This window comes from Clostridium nigeriense (assembly GCF_900086595.1).
GTDB lineage: Bacteria > Bacillota > Clostridia > Clostridiales > Clostridiaceae > Clostridium > Clostridium nigeriense.
The window spans coordinates 1,757,971-1,781,861 of sequence record NZ_LT575472.1 but is presented as its reverse complement, the minus strand read 5'-3'; the positions used below and the strand labels follow the sequence as shown (position 1 = coordinate 1,781,861).

The 23,891-nt window shown below is 26.3% G+C and carries 23 protein-coding genes and 1 pseudogene; all 24 read right to left on the bottom strand.

Annotation, left to right across the window (positions count from 1 at the left end; genetic code table 11):
- Positions 1-138: 138 nt before the first annotated feature.
- A pseudogene (locus tag BN6774_RS19085) lies at positions 139-454 on the bottom strand (flagellar hook-basal body complex protein); the annotation flags it as partial.
- Positions 455-529: 75 nt separating this feature from the next.
- On the bottom strand, positions 530-913 hold the full coding sequence (locus BN6774_RS08465; protein WP_066892561.1) for a TIGR02530 family flagellar biosynthesis protein: 384 nt from the start codon (positions 911-913) through the stop codon (positions 530-532).
- Between the two features lie 20 nt (positions 914-933).
- Positions 934-1,638, bottom strand: a complete 705-nt coding sequence (locus tag BN6774_RS08460) for a flagellar hook capping FlgD N-terminal domain-containing protein (RefSeq protein ID WP_066892558.1) — start codon at positions 1,636-1,638, stop codon at positions 934-936.
- Between the two features lie 12 nt (positions 1,639-1,650).
- A complete protein-coding gene (locus BN6774_RS08455) occupies positions 1,651-3,123 on the bottom strand; it encodes a flagellar hook-length control protein FliK (RefSeq protein ID WP_066892555.1) in 1,473 nt (490 codons plus the stop codon).
- Positions 3,124-3,138: 15 nt separating this feature from the next.
- The gene (gene fliJ / locus BN6774_RS08450; RefSeq protein ID WP_066892552.1) at positions 3,139-3,570 is read right to left on the bottom strand and encodes a flagellar export protein FliJ; all 432 of its coding nucleotides are present in this window, start codon (positions 3,568-3,570) and stop codon (positions 3,139-3,141) included.
- A 14-nt stretch (positions 3,571-3,584) separates the two neighbouring features.
- Complete coding sequence (fliI, locus tag BN6774_RS08445; protein WP_066892549.1) at positions 3,585-4,895, bottom strand: flagellar protein export ATPase FliI; 1,311 nt, start codon at positions 4,893-4,895, stop codon at positions 3,585-3,587.
- Positions 4,896-4,905: 10 nt separating this feature from the next.
- On the bottom strand, positions 4,906-5,658 hold the full coding sequence (locus BN6774_RS08440; protein ID WP_066892546.1) for a FliH/SctL family protein: 753 nt from the start codon (positions 5,656-5,658) through the stop codon (positions 4,906-4,908).
- Entirely contained in the window at positions 5,642-6,658 is a 1,017-nt protein-coding gene (gene fliG, locus BN6774_RS08435) for a flagellar motor switch protein FliG (RefSeq protein ID WP_066892542.1), read from the bottom strand. Before fliG ends, BN6774_RS08440 begins: the two co-directional genes overlap by 17 nt.
- A gap of 4 nt (positions 6,659-6,662) precedes the next feature.
- Complete coding sequence (fliF, locus tag BN6774_RS08430) at positions 6,663-8,228, bottom strand: flagellar basal-body MS-ring/collar protein FliF (RefSeq protein WP_066892539.1); 1,566 nt, start codon at positions 8,226-8,228, stop codon at positions 6,663-6,665.
- 21 nt (positions 8,229-8,249) lie between these two features.
- The gene (fliE, locus tag BN6774_RS08425) at positions 8,250-8,570 is read right to left on the bottom strand and encodes a flagellar hook-basal body complex protein FliE (protein WP_066892536.1); all 321 of its coding nucleotides are present in this window, start codon (positions 8,568-8,570) and stop codon (positions 8,250-8,252) included.
- 6 nt (positions 8,571-8,576) lie between these two features.
- A complete protein-coding gene (gene flgC, locus BN6774_RS08420) occupies positions 8,577-8,981 on the bottom strand; it encodes a flagellar basal body rod protein FlgC (protein WP_066892532.1) in 405 nt (134 codons plus the stop codon).
- A 2-nt stretch (positions 8,982-8,983) separates the two neighbouring features.
- On the bottom strand, positions 8,984-9,379 hold the full coding sequence (flgB, locus tag BN6774_RS08415; RefSeq protein WP_066892529.1) for a flagellar basal body rod protein FlgB: 396 nt from the start codon (positions 9,377-9,379) through the stop codon (positions 8,984-8,986).
- A 324-nt stretch (positions 9,380-9,703) separates the two neighbouring features.
- A complete protein-coding gene (locus BN6774_RS08410) occupies positions 9,704-10,561 on the bottom strand; it encodes a flagellin N-terminal helical domain-containing protein (RefSeq protein WP_066892526.1) in 858 nt (285 codons plus the stop codon).
- Between the two features lie 1,238 nt (positions 10,562-11,799).
- Positions 11,800-12,831, bottom strand: a complete 1,032-nt coding sequence (locus tag BN6774_RS08405) for an ATP-grasp domain-containing protein (RefSeq protein WP_066892523.1) — start codon at positions 12,829-12,831, stop codon at positions 11,800-11,802.
- 18 nt (positions 12,832-12,849) lie between these two features.
- Positions 12,850-13,533, bottom strand: a complete 684-nt coding sequence (locus tag BN6774_RS08400; RefSeq protein ID WP_066892519.1) for a metallophosphoesterase family protein — start codon at positions 13,531-13,533, stop codon at positions 12,850-12,852.
- Positions 13,530-14,396: an NAD-dependent epimerase/dehydratase family protein gene (locus tag BN6774_RS08395; RefSeq protein WP_066892516.1), complete on the bottom strand. Its 867-nt coding sequence runs from the start codon at positions 14,394-14,396 to the stop codon at positions 13,530-13,532. The genes BN6774_RS08400 and BN6774_RS08395 overlap by 4 nt, the downstream gene beginning before the upstream one ends.
- A gap of 139 nt (positions 14,397-14,535) precedes the next feature.
- Positions 14,536-15,708: a class I SAM-dependent methyltransferase gene (locus tag BN6774_RS08390; RefSeq protein WP_066892514.1), complete on the bottom strand. Its 1,173-nt coding sequence runs from the start codon at positions 15,706-15,708 to the stop codon at positions 14,536-14,538.
- Between the two features lie 21 nt (positions 15,709-15,729).
- The gene (locus BN6774_RS08385) at positions 15,730-16,845 is read right to left on the bottom strand and encodes a DegT/DnrJ/EryC1/StrS family aminotransferase (RefSeq protein WP_066892511.1); all 1,116 of its coding nucleotides are present in this window, start codon (positions 16,843-16,845) and stop codon (positions 15,730-15,732) included.
- Positions 16,838-17,800 carry an NAD-dependent epimerase/dehydratase family protein gene (locus BN6774_RS08380; RefSeq protein WP_066892508.1) on the bottom strand — a complete coding sequence of 321 codons (963 nt, stop codon included), beginning with the start codon at positions 17,798-17,800 and terminating at the stop codon, positions 16,838-16,840. The genes BN6774_RS08385 and BN6774_RS08380 overlap by 8 nt, the downstream gene beginning before the upstream one ends.
- 15 nt (positions 17,801-17,815) lie before the next feature.
- Entirely contained in the window at positions 17,816-19,207 is a 1,392-nt protein-coding gene (locus BN6774_RS08375) for a tetratricopeptide repeat protein (RefSeq protein ID WP_066892504.1), read from the bottom strand.
- A 173-nt stretch (positions 19,208-19,380) separates the two neighbouring features.
- Positions 19,381-19,644: a hypothetical protein gene (locus BN6774_RS08370; protein WP_159426823.1), complete on the bottom strand. Its 264-nt coding sequence runs from the start codon at positions 19,642-19,644 to the stop codon at positions 19,381-19,383.
- A gap of 211 nt (positions 19,645-19,855) precedes the next feature.
- The gene (locus tag BN6774_RS08365; RefSeq protein WP_066892495.1) at positions 19,856-21,889 is read right to left on the bottom strand and encodes a glycosyltransferase family 2 protein; all 2,034 of its coding nucleotides are present in this window, start codon (positions 21,887-21,889) and stop codon (positions 19,856-19,858) included.
- Between the two features lie 151 nt (positions 21,890-22,040).
- The gene (locus BN6774_RS08360; RefSeq protein ID WP_066892501.1) at positions 22,041-22,853 is read right to left on the bottom strand and encodes a flagellin N-terminal helical domain-containing protein; all 813 of its coding nucleotides are present in this window, start codon (positions 22,851-22,853) and stop codon (positions 22,041-22,043) included.
- A 126-nt stretch (positions 22,854-22,979) separates the two neighbouring features.
- Complete coding sequence (gene hag, locus BN6774_RS08355; protein ID WP_066892492.1) at positions 22,980-23,798, bottom strand: flagellin Hag; 819 nt, start codon at positions 23,796-23,798, stop codon at positions 22,980-22,982.
- Between the last annotated feature and the right edge of the window lie 93 nt (positions 23,799-23,891).

The following is a 23,891-nucleotide window of genomic DNA, read 5'->3' as shown; positions in this document are numbered from 1 at the left end:
CTTGTTCGTCTAATGTAAAAGAACCATCTCTTGTATACATTATTTCAACACCAGAATTACTCAAGGATTGTTCTGTAATATTATGAGCTCCTGCTCTATGATTTACCTCTAATGAATTTCCATATATTGATGATCCTTTACTTACCATAAAGAATCCATCACCATCTATAGCTACATCTAATTGCCTACCTGTTGGCTGAATAGTACCTTGAGTCATAACTGCATCTATACTTGCAAGCTGTACTCCAAGACCTACTTGACTAGCATTTATACCACCTTGATTATTTGACGGTGCCATTGCATCTGAAACATTTTGACTAAGCATATCACTAAACCTTGCTCTTGAAGATTTAAATGATGTTGTATTAACATTTGATATATTATTTCCTATAACATCTAATTTTGTTTGGTTAACTTTCATTCCGCTTATTCCGGAATACATTGATCTTAACATAAATTGACCTCCAACCCTTTATTTTTTCTTGTATCTGTCATTCAACAAGAACTAAGCCTCCTATATAGGTCCAGCTTATAAAATTACTACACTATCTACATTTGTAAAAACATTTTCCTTAGCTCTTTCTTTTTCTATTGCTGTTATTAAAGTTTTATTCTCTATACTTGCTACTAAGGCTACGTCTTTATATATCATCACTGAGTTTTTAGATCCTTTTTCTTCGGCAATCTTAAAACCCTTTCCAATTTCCTTCATATCAGCTTCAGTAAAATTAATTTCTTTTAATCTACTAGCTGCATGCTTTGATAAGGTGTATCCTTCATCATTTTTATTAATTTCATTTTGTAAAATGTCATTAAAATTAGTTTTACTATTACTTTTATAATTTATATTTTGTTCTGGTAACTGAAAATTACCAATTGGATAAGCTTGTCCGTTTATAACTCTAAAGCCCAAAATATCACCTGCTTTTTACTTTAATTGTCTTCTGCAGTTTCTTCTTTTACAATTTCGTCCTTTGTATTTGCCGCTTTTATTAATTTATCATATGTATATTCTTGAACTTCATCTGAATCATGTAACTTAACTCTTACCTTTACTACACCTTGATCCTTAACTACTCCAAGTACTTCTCCAGTTATATTCTTTCCATCACTATTTTTTTCATTAATTTCAACATGTTTTCCTATAAATGCTGAAGCTACTAAAAATGACATATTACCATTTATATTATTAATTGCAGGTAAAGAATAATCTGGCACATCTAATACAGTTAATACATCACTAATATCAAAATCTTTATATACATTACTTCCTTTTTCATTAACTTCTACAGAAATAGTAGTCTTTGAAGAAGTAGAAGTTACTGCTTTTACAACTCCTGTATAATTTGCACCTTCACTATCAACACTCTTTAAAGTTACTCCTTTTCCAACTAATGAATTATGAGCATAACTTGACATAGTATTATTTAAGTTGGTCATTTGTTCCATAGATGCAAACTGAGCCATTTGAGTAACATATTGTGTTGAATCATTGTTTCCCATAGGGTCCATATTAGATAATTCTGCAGATAATATAGTAAGAAATGCATTTTTATCCATATCTTGACCTGGTTTCATTATCTTAGTTCCTCTATCTGTAGCCGTTGCACCAGTATAATTATATATTGTACTTGCCAATCAATATCCCTCCTATGCTAAGAAATTCACATTATTATCAATGACTAAATCTTCTAAGGACTCATCTTCTTCATAAATTGAATTTCCTTCTTTTTTATTATTAAATTCTTTTAAGTTATCTCTTGAATTTTCTTTTCCACTAAAGAAAGTGGTATCTTCATTATAAATTCCTATATTAACTTCTTGAATTCTAATGTTTTGATTTTCTAATGTTTTCTTAATTTCATTTAAATTAGAATTTAATAAATTATATGTTTCCTTAGAAGTTGCCTTTATTTCTGCCTTCATAATTCCTTCTTCTGAAAGAATTTTTATAGTCATTTCTCCAAGTTCTTTAGGATAAATTTTCACTTTTAATTCTTCAACAGCATTTCTTACCATATACTTAACATTCTTTATAATATCTAAGTTAATACTTTCTTTATTAATTGCTATAGGTTCTTTAATTACTTCAACAGTAGCATTAATTTTATTTAACTTATCATAATAATTTAAAGTTTTAGAAAAGCTTTGACTACTATCCTCATCCAAAAACTTCATCAGTATTTTTTCTTCTTTTTTATCAATATTATTATCCTTAGAAGTTTTTCCTTCATTTAAGTTTTCTTCATTAGTATTTTCTTTTAAGTTAATTTTAGATTCACTTTTTTTTGTACTACCTTCTACATTAGCTACGTTATCTTTATTAATATCATTTTTTTGTGTGCTATCTTTGCTAATATCACTAATAGTCTCTAACTCCTTATTAGTATTTAATATCAAAGTATTTAATATCTCCTTACTAACATCAGTTTTAAGCTTACCTTCTATTTCCTTAATAGAGCTGTCTGGCATAATACTTATTAAATTTTTAATTTCATTTAATAATTCTTTATTAATTTCATTTAAAGAATTACTAGGACTTAAAAATTCATTTTCTTTAGATTTATTTAAATATTTTTCTATTAAGCCATTAATATTTTTTAAAACTTCATTTTCTTTATTTAAAGAAATATCTTTATTAAAGTTTAATATTGAATTTTCATCTTCTTTAAATAGCTTACTTAAAATATTTTCCGAAACTTCTATATTGTTAGTATTAATTTCATTTAAATTGTTAGTATTATTTTCACTAGAATCTTTTAAATTAACTTCAATTAAATTAAGTAATAAAAATAATATTTCTTCTAAAGCTTCATCATCAGAATTAATTTTCAAATCTTCATTATTTAGTACTTCTTCAATTTTCCCTAAAATTTCAGAAGTTAATTCTTCAGTAGTTATTTGATTTTCTTCACTACCTTTTTCATCTATATTAGTTTTAGTATTATTTTTTATATTCTTAGAAGAGTTGTTTATACTATCTTCATTATTTAAATTAACTTCTTTAGATAAAAAATCTTTAAAATCATTTTTATTTTCAACTTTTAAATCTTCACTCTTATTATTAGATTTTAAACTTTGAACTTTACTACTTAAGTTAATTACTACAGCTGTATCCACCACTTATATCACCTCCCTTCAATGACTTCTCATATATGCATATAACGCTAGTTCATCATTAAAAATTTGCTCTTTTCTTTCTTCTTCTTTAGTAAACTCTGTATATTGTCTATCCTTCAAAATATCAACGGTCTTCCTATCTATTTGCTTTTTTAGTAAATCATTTCTTCTTATTTCTAATTCTTTATTCTTAGTGATTAAGTTTTTTTCTGTTTCAACAATTCCTTTATCTAGGGCAAATAAATAATTTCTTTTTATTTTTTGATAAACTAAGGATTCTCCTTCCTTAATTCCACTATATTTATCATAGCTTTCTTTAAGATCTATAAGCTTTCTTTCTGTTTCCTGCTTTTCTCTTTGAGTCTTAGTAAATTGTCTTTTACTTTCTTCTTCTTTTTCTATTCTAATTTCTAGAAGCTTTTCTAAGCCAAACTTAAACTTTGTTGACATTTCTCTTCATTCCTTTAACTTCTAAACATTGAAACTAAGCTTTCTAAAGAAGTGTTAAAATCAGACTTTTCATCTATTCCTTGCTTTAGATAGCTATTTAATTTGTCATTATATTGAATTGCTAAATCAATTTTTTTATTACTTCCTCTAACATAAGCTCCTAAATTAATTAAATCTTCTGCATCTTTATAGGTTGCAAGTAAGTCTCTCCCCATAGATGCAGCTTCCTTATGAATATCTAAAGCTATGTTAGGCATAAGTCTACTTATACTGTTTAAGATATCAATTGCAGGATAATGATTTTTGTGAGCTAAATGTCTAGATAAAACTATATGGCCATCTAAAATACCTCTAACAGCATCTGCAATAGGCTCATTAAAATCGTCACCGTCTACTAACACTGTATAAAAGGCAGTAATAGACCCCTTATCTGAAGTCCCTGGTCTTTCCATAAGCTTAGGTAGCTTTGCAAAAACAGATGGTGTATATCCCTTTTGAGCAGGTGGCTCTCCAATTGCTAGTCCAACTTCTCTTTGAGCCATAGCAAATCTAGTTACAGAATCCATCATTAAAATAACTTTTTTTCCTTTATCTCTAAAATACTCTGCAATAGCTGTAGCTGTTAGTGCACCCTTTATTCTTATTAAAGCTGGTTTATCAGATGTAGCACACACAACCACTGATTTTTTCATTCCTTCTGGTCCTAAGTCTTTTTCAATAAACTCTAAAACTTCCCTACCTCTTTCTCCAATAAGAGATATAACATTTATATCTGCTTCAGCTTCTCTAGCTATCATACCTAAAGTTGTACTTTTACCTACTCCTGACCCTGCAAATATTCCTATTCTTTGTCCTTCTCCAACAGTTAAAAATCCATCAATAGCTCGCACCCCTGTTGGTAGTATTTCTGTTATTCTTTTTCTTTTCAATGGATCTGGAGGTTGATTTTCAAGAGGATATGCTTCCCCTTGAATTAACTCTCCTTCTTCTAAAGGATTTCCAAGTCCATCTAGTACTTTACCTAATAAATCTTCAGTACATCTTACTTCTAAAGGCCTTCTTTCTGGAACAACTCTACATCCTGGAGCTATTCCAATAAGTTCTCCTAAAGGCATTAGTAAAACCGCATCTTGTCTAAATCCAACTACTTCGCACTTTATAGGAGATCCTTCTTGATTGAAAATTGTACATAACTCACCAACAAAAGCCTTTACTCCTTGTACTTCTATGGTTAATCCTATTACTTCTTTAACAGTTCCTTCTAAATAATGAGTATTAACTTCTGTTATTTTTTTATTTATCATATCAAAATCTACATTAATCATTTTTCACCTATTATTTAAATAAAGCATCTTCAAGTTTTTCTAATGCTACATCTAAACCAACAATTGCTTTTCCAGTACTTTTTTCAATAATTGCATTTCCTTCTTCCATTAATGTGTCTTCTAATATAAATATTTCACCTTTAATTGCATAAGCTTTTTTATAGTAATCTACTTTTTCTTCAATAGCTTTTATATGTTTAGAATTACATTTAATTATTATGTTTTCTTCACCTTTAGCTTCTTCTAAAACATCCTCTATTAAAGGAAGAACTCCATTGTCTAGTCCTAATTCTTTCTTTGCAATTATACTTGCCATTTTAAATGCAAGATTAATTATTTCTTTTTCTTTAAAACTTAAGTATTCTTTATACTCCCTATTAGCTTCTTTTAATATTACCTCTGCTTTTTCTATTTTATTTCTAATCTCTTCTTGTGTATCAATCTTAATTTTCTCTAATCCTTCATTATATCCATCTTCAAATCCATTAGATTTTCCTTGATTATATCCTTCTTCATAGGCTTTTTTTTCTATTTCAGCTGAAATCACTCTAGCCTTCATTATTATTTCTTCTGCTTCTGATTTAGCTTTCTTTACTATATTAGCTCCTAATGTTTCGTAACTTTTTTTTATTTCCTGTTCTACGGACACTTTTTCTTTTTCAAGTTCTTCAGATTCTACCTTACTAACATAATTTGTTTCAATTACTTTATGAGATGACTTTAAGGCAGATGTATTCTTAATTAATTTATATGATAATTGCATCTTCTCCACCTCTTGAAATAATTATTTCTTGAGCATCATCTAATCTTCTAATAATAGAAACTATCTTTTGTTGAGCTTTTTCAACATCCATAAGTCTTACAGGTCCTAAGAATTCCATATCTTCCTTTAATGCTGCCGCTGCTCTCTTAGATTGGTTTCTATAAATAGCATTTGCCACTTCATCTGAACATCCCTTAAGGGCAAGAGCAAGCTCCTTACCATCAACTTCTCTAAGAATTCTTTGAATTGAAACATCATCAAGAGTAATAATATCTTCAAATACAAACATAGAACTTTTAACAATATCTGCAAGTTCTGCATCTTCTCTTTCTAAGCTTTCTGTAATATTCTTTTCTGTAGTTCTATCTACTTGATTTAATATATCAACTAAAGTATCAACTCCACCTAATGATGTCATTTCACTTCTTACTACAGTACTTAATTTACTTTCTAAAACTTTTTCGATTTCTTTAATTACCATAGGTGAAGTATTACTCATAGTTGCAATTCTATATGCTACCTCACTTTGAGTATCTTCTGGTAATTCTGCAAGAACTTGAGCCGCTTTGTCTGGTTGCAAATAGCAAAGTATTAAGGCAATAGTTTGGGGATGCTCATAAGTAATTACATTTAATAATTGATGAGCATCAGCTTTTCTAGCAATAGAAAAGGGTCTGTATTGTTGAGTTGCTTCCGTTACTTTACTTAATATTTCATTTGCTCTTTGTGTTCCTAAAGCCTTTGATAATAGTGTTCTTGCATAATCAAGTCCACCTTCAATAATATAATCTCTTGCCTTATTAATCTCTAAAAATTCATCTAAAATAGTTTGTCTTTGCTCTGAGCTTACAGTAGAAATATTAGCTATTTCATATGTTATTTTTTGAATCTCAGCTTCTGGCAGCTTTTTCAGTATTGCAGAAGAAGCCTCTGGTCCTAGGGTTATAAATAATATAGCTGCCTTTTGTACTCCATTTAACTTTGCTGACTCTCTTGCCATATTATCACCTCTCATTTTCAGCTAACCAAGATTTTATTATATCTACTACTTGATCTGGTTTTTCTGTTGCATATTTCTTTATTTCATTTTCAATATGTGCCTTTGGATTAACACTTTCAAAGTTAATACTAGGCATTTCTACTATTTCTTCATTGGAAACTCTATCATCAATAACTACATCTAAAAGATTTTTCTTTTCTTCTTCATTATTTTTACGTTTTTTCCTTATCACTATTACTAGAATTACTATTACTAGAATTAATCCTAGCACTCCTAAAATTGAATACATTATTATCTTATTTCTATTTTCCTTTGATAAAGCTTCATTTATAGCCTCAAACTCCTTTTGAGCTTCTTCCTTAGTTATAGGATCAAAGGTCATTCCTACTACGGAAACACTATCTCCTCTTTCTGTATTTAAACCAATTGCATTTGCAACTGATTTTTCTATAGCAGCTTGTACATTTCCATCAATATTACCATCAATAAATACAGAAGCAGTTAATCTCTTAACTTCTCCAGGTGCACTAATAGTCTTTACTTCCGTCTTTCCACTTTCATAATTAGTATTTACTTCTTCTCTTGAAGATCCATTATTGTTTCTTCCATTATCTATAGTGTTACCCATATTATTATCAACAGGACTACTTGTAGACTCACTTGTATCACCATTGTTATTTTCTTTAATAACTTGCTGACTTACTATAACTTTATTAGGATCTACTATAGTTTCTGTTTTTTGCTTTGAATCAAAATCTAAATCTACATTTACAGAGCTTTTAACCTTATCTTTTCCCACTACTGGTTCTAAAAGAGAAATTATTGATTTTTCAATATCTTGTTCATATTTTTTCTCTAAAGCAAATTGTTGCTCTATAGTTTCTGAACTTACAACTGCGCTATTTTCATCAAATAATCCCTCAGTTAATAAATTCATATTATCATCTATAACTTCAATGTTCTCCTTGGGAACATTTTCAGTACTTCCTGAAACAAGAGAAACTATAGACTTTACCTGCTCCTTTGATAATTTATTGCCTGAAATTAGCTTTAAGTAAACCGCCGCTTTTCCTGGTTCCTTATCTTCTACAAAAACCGAATCCTTTGAAGGAGTAATATGTACCCTTGCTGTCTCTACTTGTGGAAAACTCTTTATTGTTTTCTCCAGTTCTCCTTGCTGCATTCTTAATTTTTTTAATTTAAATTCTTCATCAGTCATTCCAAAAGAACTACTAGAATCCATAAGCTCATATCCCTTACTTCCATCTGAAAGTTCTGGAGCTAATTCTAGTCTTAGTTCGTCAACCTGCTCTTTAGGAACTAATATTGTGTTTCCCTCTATTTTCATATCAACTTTTTTTTCATTTAACTTAGTTGTAACCACTTGTGCATCTGTAGCCTCTAAGTTAGAAAATAAAACTTTATACTTAGTTGCTGAGTTATAAAAAAATAAAGATCCAATTGCAATAATAAAAGTAATTATAGTAGCAAAAATTGCTATTTTTATTCCCTTACTAAAATTTTTAAACCTTCCCCACAGCTTACTAAGGCTCTCTTTAAGCTTATCCATTAATAATAGCACTCCTTCGTATTACAATTGCATTCTTGTTAATTCTTGTACTGCCTCTACAACTTTATTTCTTACTTGAATAGCTAGTTGAAGGGACATCTTTGCTTCTTCCATGCTTAACATCATTTCATGGACTTCAACATCTTTGCCTGCAATAAAATCATTAGTTATATTATCTGCCTCAATCTGCTTTTCATTTAGCTTGTCTAAACTTTCCTTAAAAGCATCTTGAAAGCTATTTGAAGTTTTACTATTATTATCAATATTAGAACTATTATTTATATTCAAACTATTATAATTTTCAAAAATCTTTTCTGCCGGAACAAAATTGTTTATTATCATGCTTAACTACCTCCCTAACTCTAATGTCTTAGTAAACATACTTTTAGTTGCATTTAATGTATCTACGTTTGATTCGTAAGATCTAGAGGCAGCTATCATATCAGCCATTTCATTAAGTAAATTTACATTTGGCATAGTTACATAACCATCTGTATCTGCATCTGGATGAGTCGGATCATACACCTTTTTCAATGGTGATTCATCTTCTACTATCCCTACAGCTTTAACTCCATTTAGTCCTTTTTCCTTATCTAGATTTTCTTGAAAAACTGCTATTTTTCTTACATAAGGCTTTCCATCTTCTCCTCTAGTGGTAGTTGCATTAGTAATATTAGAGGTAACTGTATCCATTCTAAGTCTTTCTGCTGATAATCCACTAGCACTTATTCTCATAGTATTAAATAATCCCATACTTATCTATTCCCCCCTGAAATAACACTCTTAGTCATGCTAAGTTTTGAACTTGCTTGAGTTATTAGGGCATTATACATTAATGTATTAGATGCTTGATTAACTTTTTCCAAATCCATATCAACATTATTTCCATCTGTTCTCATACTTGTGGTATTATCTTCTTTAACTGATATTATAGAGTTATCTAAACTTCCATTTAAGTGATTTACATTAGTCTTTTTTAAAGAAAATTTATTTTTTGCTTCATTTAAATTTTCTTCGAAGGATACATATGATTTTTTAAAATCTTCAGTATTTATGTTAGCCATATTATTTGCTATGACTTTACTTCTTAATGCTGAAGCATCTAATCCTAATTTAATAAATTGGAATCCCACATCATTATTAATATTCATAAACTTCTCTCCTAAACAACATTTTATTACTTAATTTTTAACCCAACTTTTATAAAACCTATAAAAAGCACTTTATAGATTTGCTATCTAAAGAAAATTTACCCATATTTATATTATAGTTTAATATAATTTATTTTTCTATAATAATTTTTGCTAAAAATCATTTTATTCTCCAGCATTTTTCGCAATAAAGTTAATCATTTTTAATTTATTATTAAATTTTACATTTTACAGCATAATTTTATATTATTTATATACTTTTATTTAACTTATTTATAAAAACTCAAAAAATAGAGAAGACTTAACGCCTTCTCTGTCGATAAATTATTTCATATTTTCAAGGACCCTTAATATCTCTTGTGGAAATTTGTTAGTTTGTTGCATTAAAGCAATAGATGTTTCATGTAATATTGATGTTCTCGCATATTCTGCCATTTCTAAAGCTATATCAGAATCCCTAATTCGACTTTCAGCACTTACTAAATTAGAAGAGCTTCCACTTAAATTTTCGGCTGATGTTTCCATTCTATTTTGAATAGCACCATATTTACTTCTTACAGAATTAACAGTATTAATAGCTGAATCTACTATTTCTAAACTTTTGTCTAAATTATCAATATTTGTTATATCTAAAGAGTCTAATGTATTCCCCTCTTTATCTATAAGTATATCTGTACTTATATTATATATAGGTATATTAATTTCTTCTCCAGTATTAGAACCAACTACATGATCTAAGTACTTAGGATATTTATTATTAGTCACTCTATCAGAGTTTAGCAACTTTACTCCATTAAATTCTGAGTTATTAACTGTATAATCAATGCTTTCTTTTAGTTGATCTATTTCATTCTGAATAATTTTAAAATCCTCTTTAGTATTACTACCTCCAGCTTGTACAGTTAACTCTTTAATTCTAATTAAAGATTCACTAACACTAGATAAGGCGCCATCTACAGTTTGCATCATAGATACTCCATCTTGGATATTTCTTTCTGCCATTTGAAGACTTCTTATTTGAAGTCTAAGTCCTTCGCTTACTCCAAGTTTATTGGGATTATCTTTAGCAGAATTAATTTTAGTTCCAGTACTAATTCTATCTAAGGCCACTGATTGTGTTGCTAAATTTTTTTTATAATTTCTATATACATTTAAAGATTGCATATTTTGATTTAATCTCATAATATTCTCTCCTAAATTTAAAGTTATTTAATTTAATTATCGTTAATTAATTTTATTTCTTAATATTAAAATCTAAATCCACAAAAATTCTTTTCACTAGATTATTTAAAAATTCTTTATTAAACTTACTCCACTTTAGTTCATCTAAATTAATAATGTCTAGTATGGTAATTAGTAATTTTCTGTATATACTATTATCACTTATTCTTATATCTCATTGATTGTATTTAATTTTCCAAAATTCAAATTCATTGGTCGCTGGCTAAGAATGAATAACTATGCCTTCTAACTAAGATTTGCTCTTACCCATAAGAATATACGAAAATAACTTAATTATGATAAAATGAAATTAATAAAAAAGTTGATAGTAGATATTTTTTATGAAATCTATCAATGGTGTAAATATAGAGCAAATTAGAATAGAATCTATTCAATCATATATTCACAAGTATATTGAAATAAGATTAAAATATAAATTAATTGCTATTATTAATATATAATCCTAAAGATTTAAAATAGCAATAAATAAATTAGTTGAAAGACCTAAACTTTATTCTAGGAGTTTACTAAAGTTATAATATTTAATCATTATAAGCTTTCTTTAAATCCTTTATTAACTATTGAATTAATTTAGGTTGTAATATAGCTTTGAGTAGAACGAATATGGAAGCTTCGATATTAGAAGAAAACATTCTAGTATAAGTAAAATATATAAAATAAAAAAACTAAATAATAATAAAATTCAAAAATATCTACATCATATAAAAAATGTAAATATACTGGCTAACAATGGAGATTTAAATAAAGAATAATTATAAACGTTACCTAGTTATAATTAAGAATTTTTATAAAAGTAAAGTAGTGAAGTTTTATTGCCTTTTTTTACTTACAGTAAAAAAGATTAATATAAATACTACGCCCAAAGAGATTTATAGAAGTGCTAAGCAGTTTGTTTTCAATATTAATTACCAATACATCCCAACTTATATTTGCATAATAACAAAAAGATTTTTATTGATATAAAAACAATAAAAATCTTTTAGAATCTCTTCTGAAATACATCTAGATTAAATCTAAATAATTCAAGTATTTAAGTTATAAATAAAAATTAGTTCAACTTGTTATTGAAGTTTATAATTAGTTTTTATATTAATATTTTTCTAAAATTATGTAGACATAATTAAAATTTATATTAGATATTAATAAAATAATAAGATTAATTATTGCAAAAAATTAAATTATACAGACTTATCCATATCTACATTTTCTACAATGCTTCTTAAAACAACTCCATTATTATAATTATAAATAACATTTTCATGTAAAATATTTTGTTTTATCATATTCGCAGGTTCATTATAACCTACCATAGCTCTCAAAGAAGTAGTTCCAGATAATCTAGGATTTATTTCAAAAATTAATAACTTTCCATCAACTACTCTACCTTGAATATTAATAGGACCTCTTGAGTCAATTTTTTTTGCAATATTCTCCGCTTGTTCTTTAATATTATCATTAAATATAAATTCACCTTGAGAAATTCCAGATGATATAACTATATTAATATCATTCAACTTAGCCCTTTTATTTGTTGATAAACCATTATTTATTATTCTTTTTAAAATTATAGAACCAAGTATATTTCCATTTTTATCTGATGAAACACCTATGGTATATTCATTATTACTATCCCCAATATATTCTTGGGCTATTATGTCAATTCCATGCTTTAACATATAGCCACTAAACATCTTCAACTCTTCCATATCAAAAGAAATATATATATGTGCAGAACCTCCTGAGTTTGTATTTGGTTTTAATATAACTGGAAAGTAATCAATCTTTTTACAATCATCAATGGTATTTATCTTTTCATATTTAGGTACTGATAATCCCAATTGTGATAATTTTTCATATGTACTAAATTTATTTGAACATAATTTTATAAGTTCATTACTATTAATGCCAACATATATATCCTTAAACTCTTCAATATTATTACTGAAATATTGAAGTTCTGGTTCAGATCCTGGAAAAATTGCTTTTATATCATAACTATTAATTAATTCCTTAATAACTTTATTATAGCTTTCATCATATGCAGATGGAATAACTAAAAACTTATTAACATTTCTTTTATTAAAACATATATCTGTTATATCCGTTCCTATAATAAATAAGTTTAAATCTGACATCTTCAAAGCTTTTAATATTTGTTCCCCAAAACCTGCTCCTCCAATACCAGTTATTAAAATATTAATATCTTTCATACAATCACTACCTTATTATTACTCTATATTTCTTTCAAATATATCAACTAACATATTATCAAATCCATTATTTCTTAAATTTAAAACATAAGTTTTTATATCATATTCAACCTTTATTACTTTCCATTCATTATTATCTAAATCCATTATACCGAATGACGGCTTCCACGTTTTGTCTCTTTGCTGTCCAACTGATCCTGGATTTATTACTATACTATTATTAACTTTTATATAATTTCTTCTATGAGTATGACCATGAAAATAATAATCATAAATTTTTATATAATCAAATTTACTTAAAACATCATTTTCATCCTTTAAATAAACTTCACTATTATCCTTAAGTGAATGACAAAAACAATATTTTTTGTTTTTATATTCAAGTTCAATAAAATCTAAGCTTTCTTTTAAAAATAAAATATTTTCTTTCCTTAATAAATTTCTGTGTCTATTAATACCGTATATCTTTTCATTTTCAATTTTATATTCAAGTTCACCTAAAATAAATTTATCGTGATTACCTTTTATACATTTAAAATCATATAGTTTTAAACACTCAATAACTTCATTAGGCTTATCATAATACCCAACCATATCGCCTAAACATATTTTTAAATCACAATTATGTTTATTTATTTCGTTAACTACTGCTTTAAGAGCATCATAATTAGAATGTATATCAGAAATTACTGCTATTTTCATCTATTCTTCACATACCATTCTATATATTTTTTTAATCCAGTGTAAATATCATACTGAGGTTTAAATCCTATTTCATTATATGCTCTATTATAGTCATAAATTGGTTTGAAATTTTCTTGTGCATCAATATATGTGCCAACATTAATCTTTGATTCTGATTTACATATTTCTTTTATTATTTTAGCTAAATTAATCATAGATGTATTATTATCAGAAACTATACTATATATTCCATTTATTTTATTATTAGTATTAATAAATAGTTCAATTGCTTTTATAACATCATCAACATAAATAAAATTTTGTTCTCTTTTTCCACTACCATATACATTAATATCTAAACCCATCAAAGCATTTTTAACAAATATATTTAATACACTTTTGGGATTTGAATATTGTCCATAAGGTGATGAAATTCTTAATGATGCTGTTTCAATTCCCCTACTTTCTAGCATAGCACAAACATGCTCTCCATGAATCTTTGATAAAGTATAATAATCTTTCATCTTGTAATTATTATAATCTTCCATAGACCCAAAACTTGATATATAAATAAATTTTTTAATATTTTTATTTAATGAAAATTTATATAAGTTATCCATCATAATTGCATTCGGTAAAAATATATCATTAAACTCAAGATTTTGAAATGAAAACGGTATTACTGATGCTAGATGAACTATACATTCAATATTTTCATTTTTTAATTTTTTATCTATGTCATAATAATTTTTTTCGAATTTTATACAATCTAAACAATCAGAAGTTGTAGCAAAAATATACTTATTTTTCATATCATTTTGTAATTTTATTTTAAGATTTTTCCCTATAAAACCATTAATTCCTGTTACTAATATATTCATTAATATAAATCACTCCAAAACATCACATGATTTTTATACTTTTTAGATTCAACTCTACACAAAAATTTCTTATATAATTATTTTCTATATCAAATAAAACTACTTGATTTCTCTATATTTTTTTCATATATATGATATTTTAAATTTTCTTTAATCCATTTTTATTTATCACTAAAATATTTATATCTTCAGATATGTCCTTTAATTTTTTTATTACATCTTTATGATAAAATGGATTAAGTGTTAAAATTACATTTAATTTAATATCTTTCTTTAAACTATTAAAATTATTTATTTCATTATTGGTTCCTGGAAAGAACCTTCCTCTTAAAATGCTATTGTCATCTATTAATCTAAAATTATATATTTTAGATTTTAAATCTAAGTCATATAGTAACCAGCCTAAAGTCATTCCTGCACCATAAAAACAGGTTTGTGCTTCTAAATCTATTTTCTCTATTATGTCATTTTTTAACTTATTTCTTTTAATTAAGTAATTTCTGTAAAATGATTGGTCAGTTTTTGATATATTAATTTTCTCCCAATCATAAATATTACTCAGTTTCTTTTTTAATCCTAAAATTATACTTTGTTTATCATCATATTCAGCATCAATAATTTCGAATTGATTATTATTAACTGCTAGAAAAAGTGAATATGGATTAAAATAATGAATATGTTCATGAGATAAGAATAATGGAATTAAATTTTCAATATAAGTTTTTATATTTGGAACTTGAATAAATACTAATCCATCAACACTTAAATCACTGTAAATTTTTTGTAAAAAATAATTAATATTATTTATATGCTCCAAATTAAACCTAGATACAATAATATCAAATTTATTTTTAAATTTATATTCTTCGTATTTACCTGAAATAAAATTATTATTCATTTCATTTAATGGTGAAGGATCAATTCCAAAGCACTCTAAGTTGTATCCATTATAAGTTTCTAATTGCTTTCCTGACGAACAACCAACTTCTAATAATGTTTTAAATTTCTTATCTTTCACTCTTGTTAAAACTCTTGAAAATAGGTCTGCAAAAGGCTTTCTATATGAAGCATTCATTGATTCAAGATTATCAAATGGATAAAATGAATAATATTTTTTATAAATAATATCAGATTCATTTTCATCTAGTGGTTTTTTAAATATATGAGTGCATTCATCACAAAAATATGAATCTATAGTTTTATTTAATATGTTATCTCTCATCTCTCCCTTAACAGGAAATAAAATTAATGGTAAATTATCAATGGATAAAAAATTACTTGTTTTATCTGAGTTACAAATTGGACACTTCATATCAAATTATCTCCTCTTAAATTATCTAAAACCTAATTCGTTTATTACTGTTTCTATTTTATTTTTTATTTCTATTACCGTTTCATAATCCATTTCGCTATACAGAGGCAAAGCTAATCCTTGTTTATATGCAATATTTGAATTTATATATTCACTAATTTTATGTTTATATTTATTTTGATAATAAGGTTGTACATGTACTGCATATGCACCAAAATTAGTTTCTATGCCTTTTTCTTTTAATTTTTTAATCAGTTCATCTCTATTTATTTTTTCATCTAAAATTATATGATATGTTTGCCATACATGTTTTCCATAACTTTTTTCTTCTGGCAATGTGATACCTTTTATACTTCTTAGTATATCATTATATTCATGAGCCATTTCTATTCTTTTTTTAATAATATTTTTTATTTTCTTCATTTGAACTACACCAATAGCACCTTGAATATTCGTCATTCTGTAGTTTAAACCAGCCATTACAAATTGATGTTTTCCATCTATAATATTTAAACCATGATTCCTAAGCACCCGTATTTTCTCTGCTAGTTCATCATTACTAGTAACTATAACTCCACCTTCTCCAGTAGTTATAGCTTTTCTTGGATGAAAACTAAAACAGCCTAAATCACCTATAGTTCCAATCTTTTTCCCTTTATATTCTGCTCCAAGGGCACATGCAGCATCTTCTATTATTTTAAGATTATGCTTTTTAGCTATTTCCATAATTTTATCCATGTCTGCACACTGTCCAAATTCATGAACTGGAATTATTACTTTAGTATTATCTGTAATTACCTCTTCTATTTTTTCTGCATTAATACATAGACTATCTAATTTTATATCCACAAACTTAGTAGTTCCCCCCACATGTTCAACAGCATTTGCCGTAGCCGGAAATGTAAAATCTGGTATAATTACTTCATCATTATTACCTATTCCTAAAGCTAACAAAGCTAAATGTAATGCTGCTGTTCCACTACTTACAGCAATTACATTTTTTACATTCAAATACTTTTTTATTTCATTTTCAAACTCTTCTACCTTATCTCCTTGTACTAAGTTTTTAGAAGCAAATACTTTTTTTATTTCCTCTAACTCTTCTTCTCCTATATCAGGAACTGCAAGTTTAATCATTTAAAACCTCTCTATACCATTCAATAGTTTTTTCTAATCCTTTATTTAAATCATACTTAGGTTCATAACCTAATACTGATTTTGCTTTATCTATATTTGGAATCCTAAGTTCTACATCAACGTAATTTTTGGGTACATAAACTATATCTGATTTAGAATTTGCTATACTTTTTATTATGTATGCAAGCATAGAAATAGTTACTGTACCTCTTGTATTTCCTATATTAAAAGATTGACCTATTGCCTCTTCCTTTTCTAAACAAAGCATTATTCCCTCTACAAAATCATCAACATAACACCAAGATCTTATTTGATCGCCATCACCATGTATTTGTATTTCTTCATTTTTAATAGCTCTTATTACAAATTGGTGAATAGCCCCTTCTCCAACCTGCCCTTCTCCATATATATTAAATGGTCTTACTGTTACTATTGGTAATCCGTATTCCTTATAATAACTATGAGCTAAATGTTCTCCAGCAAGTTTTGACACAGAATAAGTCCATCTTGCTTCTCCTACTGGTGCTAAATTCGTTGTATGTTGCTCATCAACTTTATATGCATAAGAACCAAATACCTCTGATGTTGAAAAGTCTATAAACCTATCAATTTTATGATTTTTTATGGCCTCTAAAACATTATATGTACCAATCATATTAACCTTCATAGTAGTTACAGGACTTTTAATAACTGTATCTATTCCTGCTATCGCCGCTAGATGAATTATAATATTTGGCTTAAATTCGTCTACAATAGATTTAATATTATTAAAATCAAGTATATCTCCTTCAACTAACTTAATATTATTTTTCTTTAACAAATCTGTGTTCTTAATGGAATTTCTTTTTAAATTATCATATATTAATATTTCATTATCATTACTAAGTATTTTACATAATTTCGTACCTATAAAACCTGCTCCACCTGTTAATAAAATTCTTTTATCTTGTATCATATTATACCTCCAAAATTATAATTCTTTGTATATTTCCATCATGTCTTTGGCTATTATATTCATATCATGATATTTTTCAACATATTTTCTACCTTCAAGACCAATTCCCTTAAGCATGTCTTTATTTTTAATAGCATACTCTATTTTTTCTTTAATATTATCAGGATTTGCCGATATTATAGGCAATTCTTTAGGATATTTTTCTTTCATAAAATCACTTATCCAACAAATTACAGGTTTTCCCATTGCCATTGATTCAACTGCAAATAATCCATAAGATCCAATTAATATTTGATCTATAATTAAATCTGCTTTCTCATATATTTTAGTAGCTTGTTCATGTGACATTCCTTGAACAAGTTCAAAATCAAAATCATATTTTTCTTTTAATTCTTCAATTGCTTTTAAAATATATCTTGTACCTTTAATCTCCGGCGCAGTTGGAGCATGAACTATTTTAAATTTCTTATTAGATACTTCTTTAACACATTTATATTTACTTAAATCTATAGCAGCTCTTATATAATGGATATTAGAATGATAATCCTTAACATACTCAGCAAGTTCATAATCTACTAAACAATTTGGAACATACCTAGATATAAACTCTAATTTTCTTTTTATATTATCTTCATTCCTATCCTTAGCTACAGCATATTTATTTAATTTTATTGCCTTAGAATACATTCTAACATCAGAACCAACATATTGCATTATTACTTTTTTACCCAGCTCTTTTAATAAAGGTAAATCACTGTAATCTAAAGTCATACTTGTACCAAAGTAAAAATGAAATACATCATTTTCTGATATCAACTTTGGGACTAAATTTTTAATTTCAAAATTAGCTTCTTCCCAAGATTTAAATGAATTTACATCTATTGTATAATCAGACTTATATCCTAAATAACTAGGATAATAGTTTAATGTTTTAGTTTTAACTCCTAATCTTTTTAATCCTTCTGTTATAGTGTACATTTGATTTGCAATTTCCATAGTGCCATGTAAAGCCCTTAAATTATTATCTTTATTATTTATAGACTCTACATCTGAAATTATACTTTTTACTTTTATATTAGTATCTGGAATAGATAGCTTTGCTTTACAATATAGCTCTACAGCTTCAATATTATTCTTTTTTTTACTCATTAAATAACTTAAGTTATAAAGTAAATCTTGATTTTGCGGATCAATTTTCAGCCCTTTTTTTAATATCATTTCTGCTTCATCTATTTTTCCTTCTAGCATTAACAAAATAGATTTAGCTGAAAATATTTTAATATCATCTTTAAACATTTTTTCATATTCTTCTATAAAATTTTTAGCTTCAACTAATAAATTATTATCTATTAATATTCCTATATTATATAATAACTTAGATTTTAAGTTTTCTAATTCTTCATTCATAATTATCCCCCGTAAAATTTAGTACTATCTGTTAAGTTATATTAAGATTGTCTTCTCTCCTATAGGAAACCATTAAGTTTTGCTATAACCAGTTATTACCACAAGAAGATTAGAAAACAATAAACAAAACCGATATTAGTTCTTTTATTATTACTTTAATAAAATACATAAGTTTATTTTCTACAATTATATTTATCAAAAATCCTAATATAAGCATTATTCATTAATATTAGCGTTGCTAAAAATATAAAATCCCCAGAATTTGAATATTCGTAATATAAATTTAACAATTTCATAGACTTACTATATTGGTTTCTATTTACCAAAGAATACACATAAGTTTCTATAAGACCTTCTACATAATTACTATTTTTATTGACAGTTAAATCAATAGCCGTTTTTAAACTATTAGTAGCTTCTTGATAATTATTTTTCATATAATAGCTTTTACCAAGTACATAATATAAATAAGGCTCCTTAAATTCCAATTTAAGTTCTTTTAGTAATAATTTAATATTTTGAAATTATATTTTTTAATAGATTTCAATCACTTAGCTATGTTACTTTCCTCATTTTTGAATGTAATAAAAACTGAAATCATTTCAATTACTTCTTCCCTAACGTTTAACTGTAGATTAATATTAGTCTTTAATAAACTATATTAATATATTCTTCATAAAAAATAATATCTTCATCCCTATCTAGTATCTTATTGTATTCATTGATATTCTTTTTAGCTTCCTCTAATTTATTTTCCATTAATAAATTTAAAATAATATTTTTAAATTCTTTCTTACATTGATCCATTTCATTATTAATAAAGGAATTCTCAATAAATAAATTACTTAATAGTTTAATAATATCTTTAAATTGTGGCTCAATAATCAAAGCATTTTTAAGTAAATCAATAGAATATTTAACATCAGTATTTTTGTAACTGAATGCCTCATAAATATAAAGACAAAATCTTTCTCTATCTGCTAATAAATACATATTTTCTGCTAAAAGCACTTCATCTTTATAAATTGACGTTATATATTTTATATTCAACAAAATATATTTAATAATTAATTGTATATTTACATCTGTTTTATTAGCCAGTAAAAATTCATATAAATAATTACTAAAAAATTTTATTTGTGATAAATCTCCATTTTTAATCTTATCATCCATTGCTGCAATAAAATTATTATTATCTATAGACTTGTCACTAATTAAATATTGCACAAATTTAGAACTATTTTTAAAACTTATTTTTTTCAAAAAAGCACTTATATCAATATTATTATTTATACAAATTTCTATTATCCTTGAATAAAAACTTTCATTATTATTCAAATCATATAATGTTAAAAAGTTATTAATTAATTCATTTTGTTTATCTATATCTTTTTCAATTAATATTTTATTATAATCACCATAAATATCACTAATTTTTGATAATCCATATCTAATGTTTTTATTTAAATCTATATACTTATTTTCTATTATTTCTGAAATCATTTGTCTATTGTTAAAATCTAGTTTTTTATAAAGTTCTAGAATATCTTCTTCCTTCAAATATCCTATTATTGCATTAATACATACTCTTTTATCCCCAATATTTTCAAGTTTATCTATTTCTAATAAAGCTTTATTATATTCCTTTTCATTCAAATAGCAAGATATTAAATTTATCCTAGCTGTATTTTGAAATCCATTTTCTATATTATAACAACTTATAGATAAATCCTGTGAAATCTCTAATTTATCAAACCTACTTAACAAATCAAAATATTTTTCAAAATCCATAATAGCTTCTTTATAACTAAATAACATAAAATTATTTATTCCTCTTAAATAATATAAATCTAAATAATCATTTCTAATAGTTATACCCTCTGTACATATTTGCCTTGAAACTTCAAATTTTCTAACTATATTCGCACATCTTGCAAAGGCTGCATATAGATAACTATTTTTATATTTTTCATTATTTGACTTTCTACTTAATATATCATAAGCCTTTTTAAAAATATTATAGGCCTTTTCAGATTCATTATGCATATCATAGCTTACTCCTAATTGAAAAATATAATATATATTTTCGGGATCACTTTTCAATTCTTTTTCTAATATACTCTTTGTTCGTATAAATTTTTTTTCCATAAGTTCCTTATCTTTAACATTATATCCATAATGATTTATATATAAATTAATTTTATGTATTGGATTTTTATAAATTGGTTGATTATGTACAGAACCTAAGTATTTAAACTCCCCATCATTTTTAAAAAATCTAGGTGATGGAGTCATAGCTACAGTACTTTCATCATTTAAATCATTATAATTTCTTATGTTACAAATTAATGTATTATTTTTATTAATATTTTTATCTAAAAGATATTTTTTTAGTTTATCTTCTTCTAAAACTTCTTCATCTGCATCTAAAATAAATATCCATTCTCCTGTGGCATAACTGATAGTTATATTTCTCATTTCTGAGAAGTTATTATTCCACTTATGAAAATAAACTTTATCTGTATACTCCTTAGCTATACTTACTGTATTATCACTAGAACCCGTATCTACAATTATTAGTTCTGCAATACTGTTACATAGATTTTTAACACTCTCACAACATCTTCTTATATTTTTTTCTTCGTCTTTAACCATCATGCATATACTTAATTTTTTTTTCATATATATTAACTCCTTAAATTCTATTTAAATCCACAAAACTAATCTTTATTTTATTTATCGTATATTAATTAAAAATCTTTATATAAAACAAGAGAGTATAATAATCAAATTATTATACTCTCTTAACTAAAGTTTTAACTTTGCTCTTTAATTATCTTAATAATTGAAGAACTCCTTGTGGTTGTTGATTAGCTTGTGCAAGCATTGCTTGTGCAGCTTGTTGTAATATGTTATTCTTTGAGAATGTCATCATTTCTTTAGCCATATCAACATCTCTTACTCTGCTCTCAGCTGCTGTTAAGTTTTCTGACGCAGTTCCTAAATTATTAATTGTATGTTCTAATCTGTTTTGTAATGCTCCAAGCTTTGATCTTTCTGTTGAAACCTTTGTTATTGCTGAACTTATACTTGAAATTGCAGTATTTGCATTTGCAACAGTATCAACAGCTAAAGAATCTACTTTTAAACTTGTAGCTGACATACCACTAATTGACAAGCTTATAGTTTGTCCTTTATTAGCTCCAACTTGGAATTGCTTTCCTGCAAAAGTATTATCTAATAATTTTTGCTCATTGAATTCTGTTTGACTTGATATTCTTGTTATTTCTGAACTTAATTGATCTATTTCTGCTTTTATAGCTGATCTATCTACAGTTACATTTGTATCATTAGCTCCTTGAACTGCTAATTCTCTCATTCTTTGAAGTATTGAATGAGTTTCATTTAAAGCTCCTTCAGCTGTTTGGATTAATGATATAGAATCTTGAGAGTTTCTTCCAGCTTGATCTAAACCTCTGATTTGTCCTCTCATTTTTTCTGATATTGCAAGTCCTGCAGCATCATCACCAGCTCTGTTTATTCTTAAACCTGAGCTTAATTTTTCCATTGACTTACCAGCTGTTGTTGTGTTTCCTGTCATGTTTCTGTGTGCATTTAATGCATTCATATTGTGATTAATTATCATAATAAATTCCTCCTTGATTTTTAAATTGACATCCTTGTCATAATGTTATTAACATTATAAAAACATCTTTCTTTATTCAAATTTACTCCTTTTTAATGCTTTGAATGAATAAATTTAAATACTTGCTTATCTTAATAATTGAAGAACTCCTTGTGGTTGTTGATTAGCTTGTGCAAGCATTGCTTGTGCAGCTTGTTGTAATATATTATTCTTTGAGAATGTCATCATTTCTTTAGCCATATCAACATCTCTTACTCTGCTTTCAGCTGCTGTTAAGTTTTCTGATGCAGTTCCTAAATTATTAATTGTATGTTCTAATCTGTTTTGTAATGCTCCAAGCTTTGATCTTTCTGTTGATACTGTTTCTATTGCCTTATTTATATTAGAAATAGATGTATTTGCAACAGTAGTATTAGTTACAGCAATATTAGCACCACTTACAGATAAATTTGTAGCTGACATACCATTGATTGATAAACTTATAGTTTGTCCTTTATTAGCTCCAACTTGGAATTGCTTTCCTGTAAACTTACCATCTAATAGCTTTTGCTCATTGAATTCTGTTTGACTTGATATTCTTGTTATTTCTGAACTTAATTGATCCATTTCTGCCTTTATAGCTGTTCTATCTACAGTTACATTTGTATCATTAGCTCCTTGAACTGCTAATTCTCTCATTCTTTGAAGTATTGAATGAGTTTCATTTAAAGCTCCTTCAGCTGTTTGGATTAATGATATAGAATCTTGAGAGTTTCTTGATGCTTGGTCTAAACCTCTAATTTGTCCTCTCATTTTTTCTGATATTGCAAGTCCTGCAGCATCATCACCAGCTCTGTTTATTCTTAAACCTGAGCTTAATTTTTCCATTGATTTTCCAGCTGTTGCTGTATTTCCTGTCATGTTTCTGTGTGCATTTAACGCATTCATATTGTGATTAATTATCATTTTATAATTCCTCCTTGATTTTCAAATTGACATCCTTGTCATTTTTATATTAGAACTCCTACCATTTGGGTGGAGAAATTCTCTATATAGAGC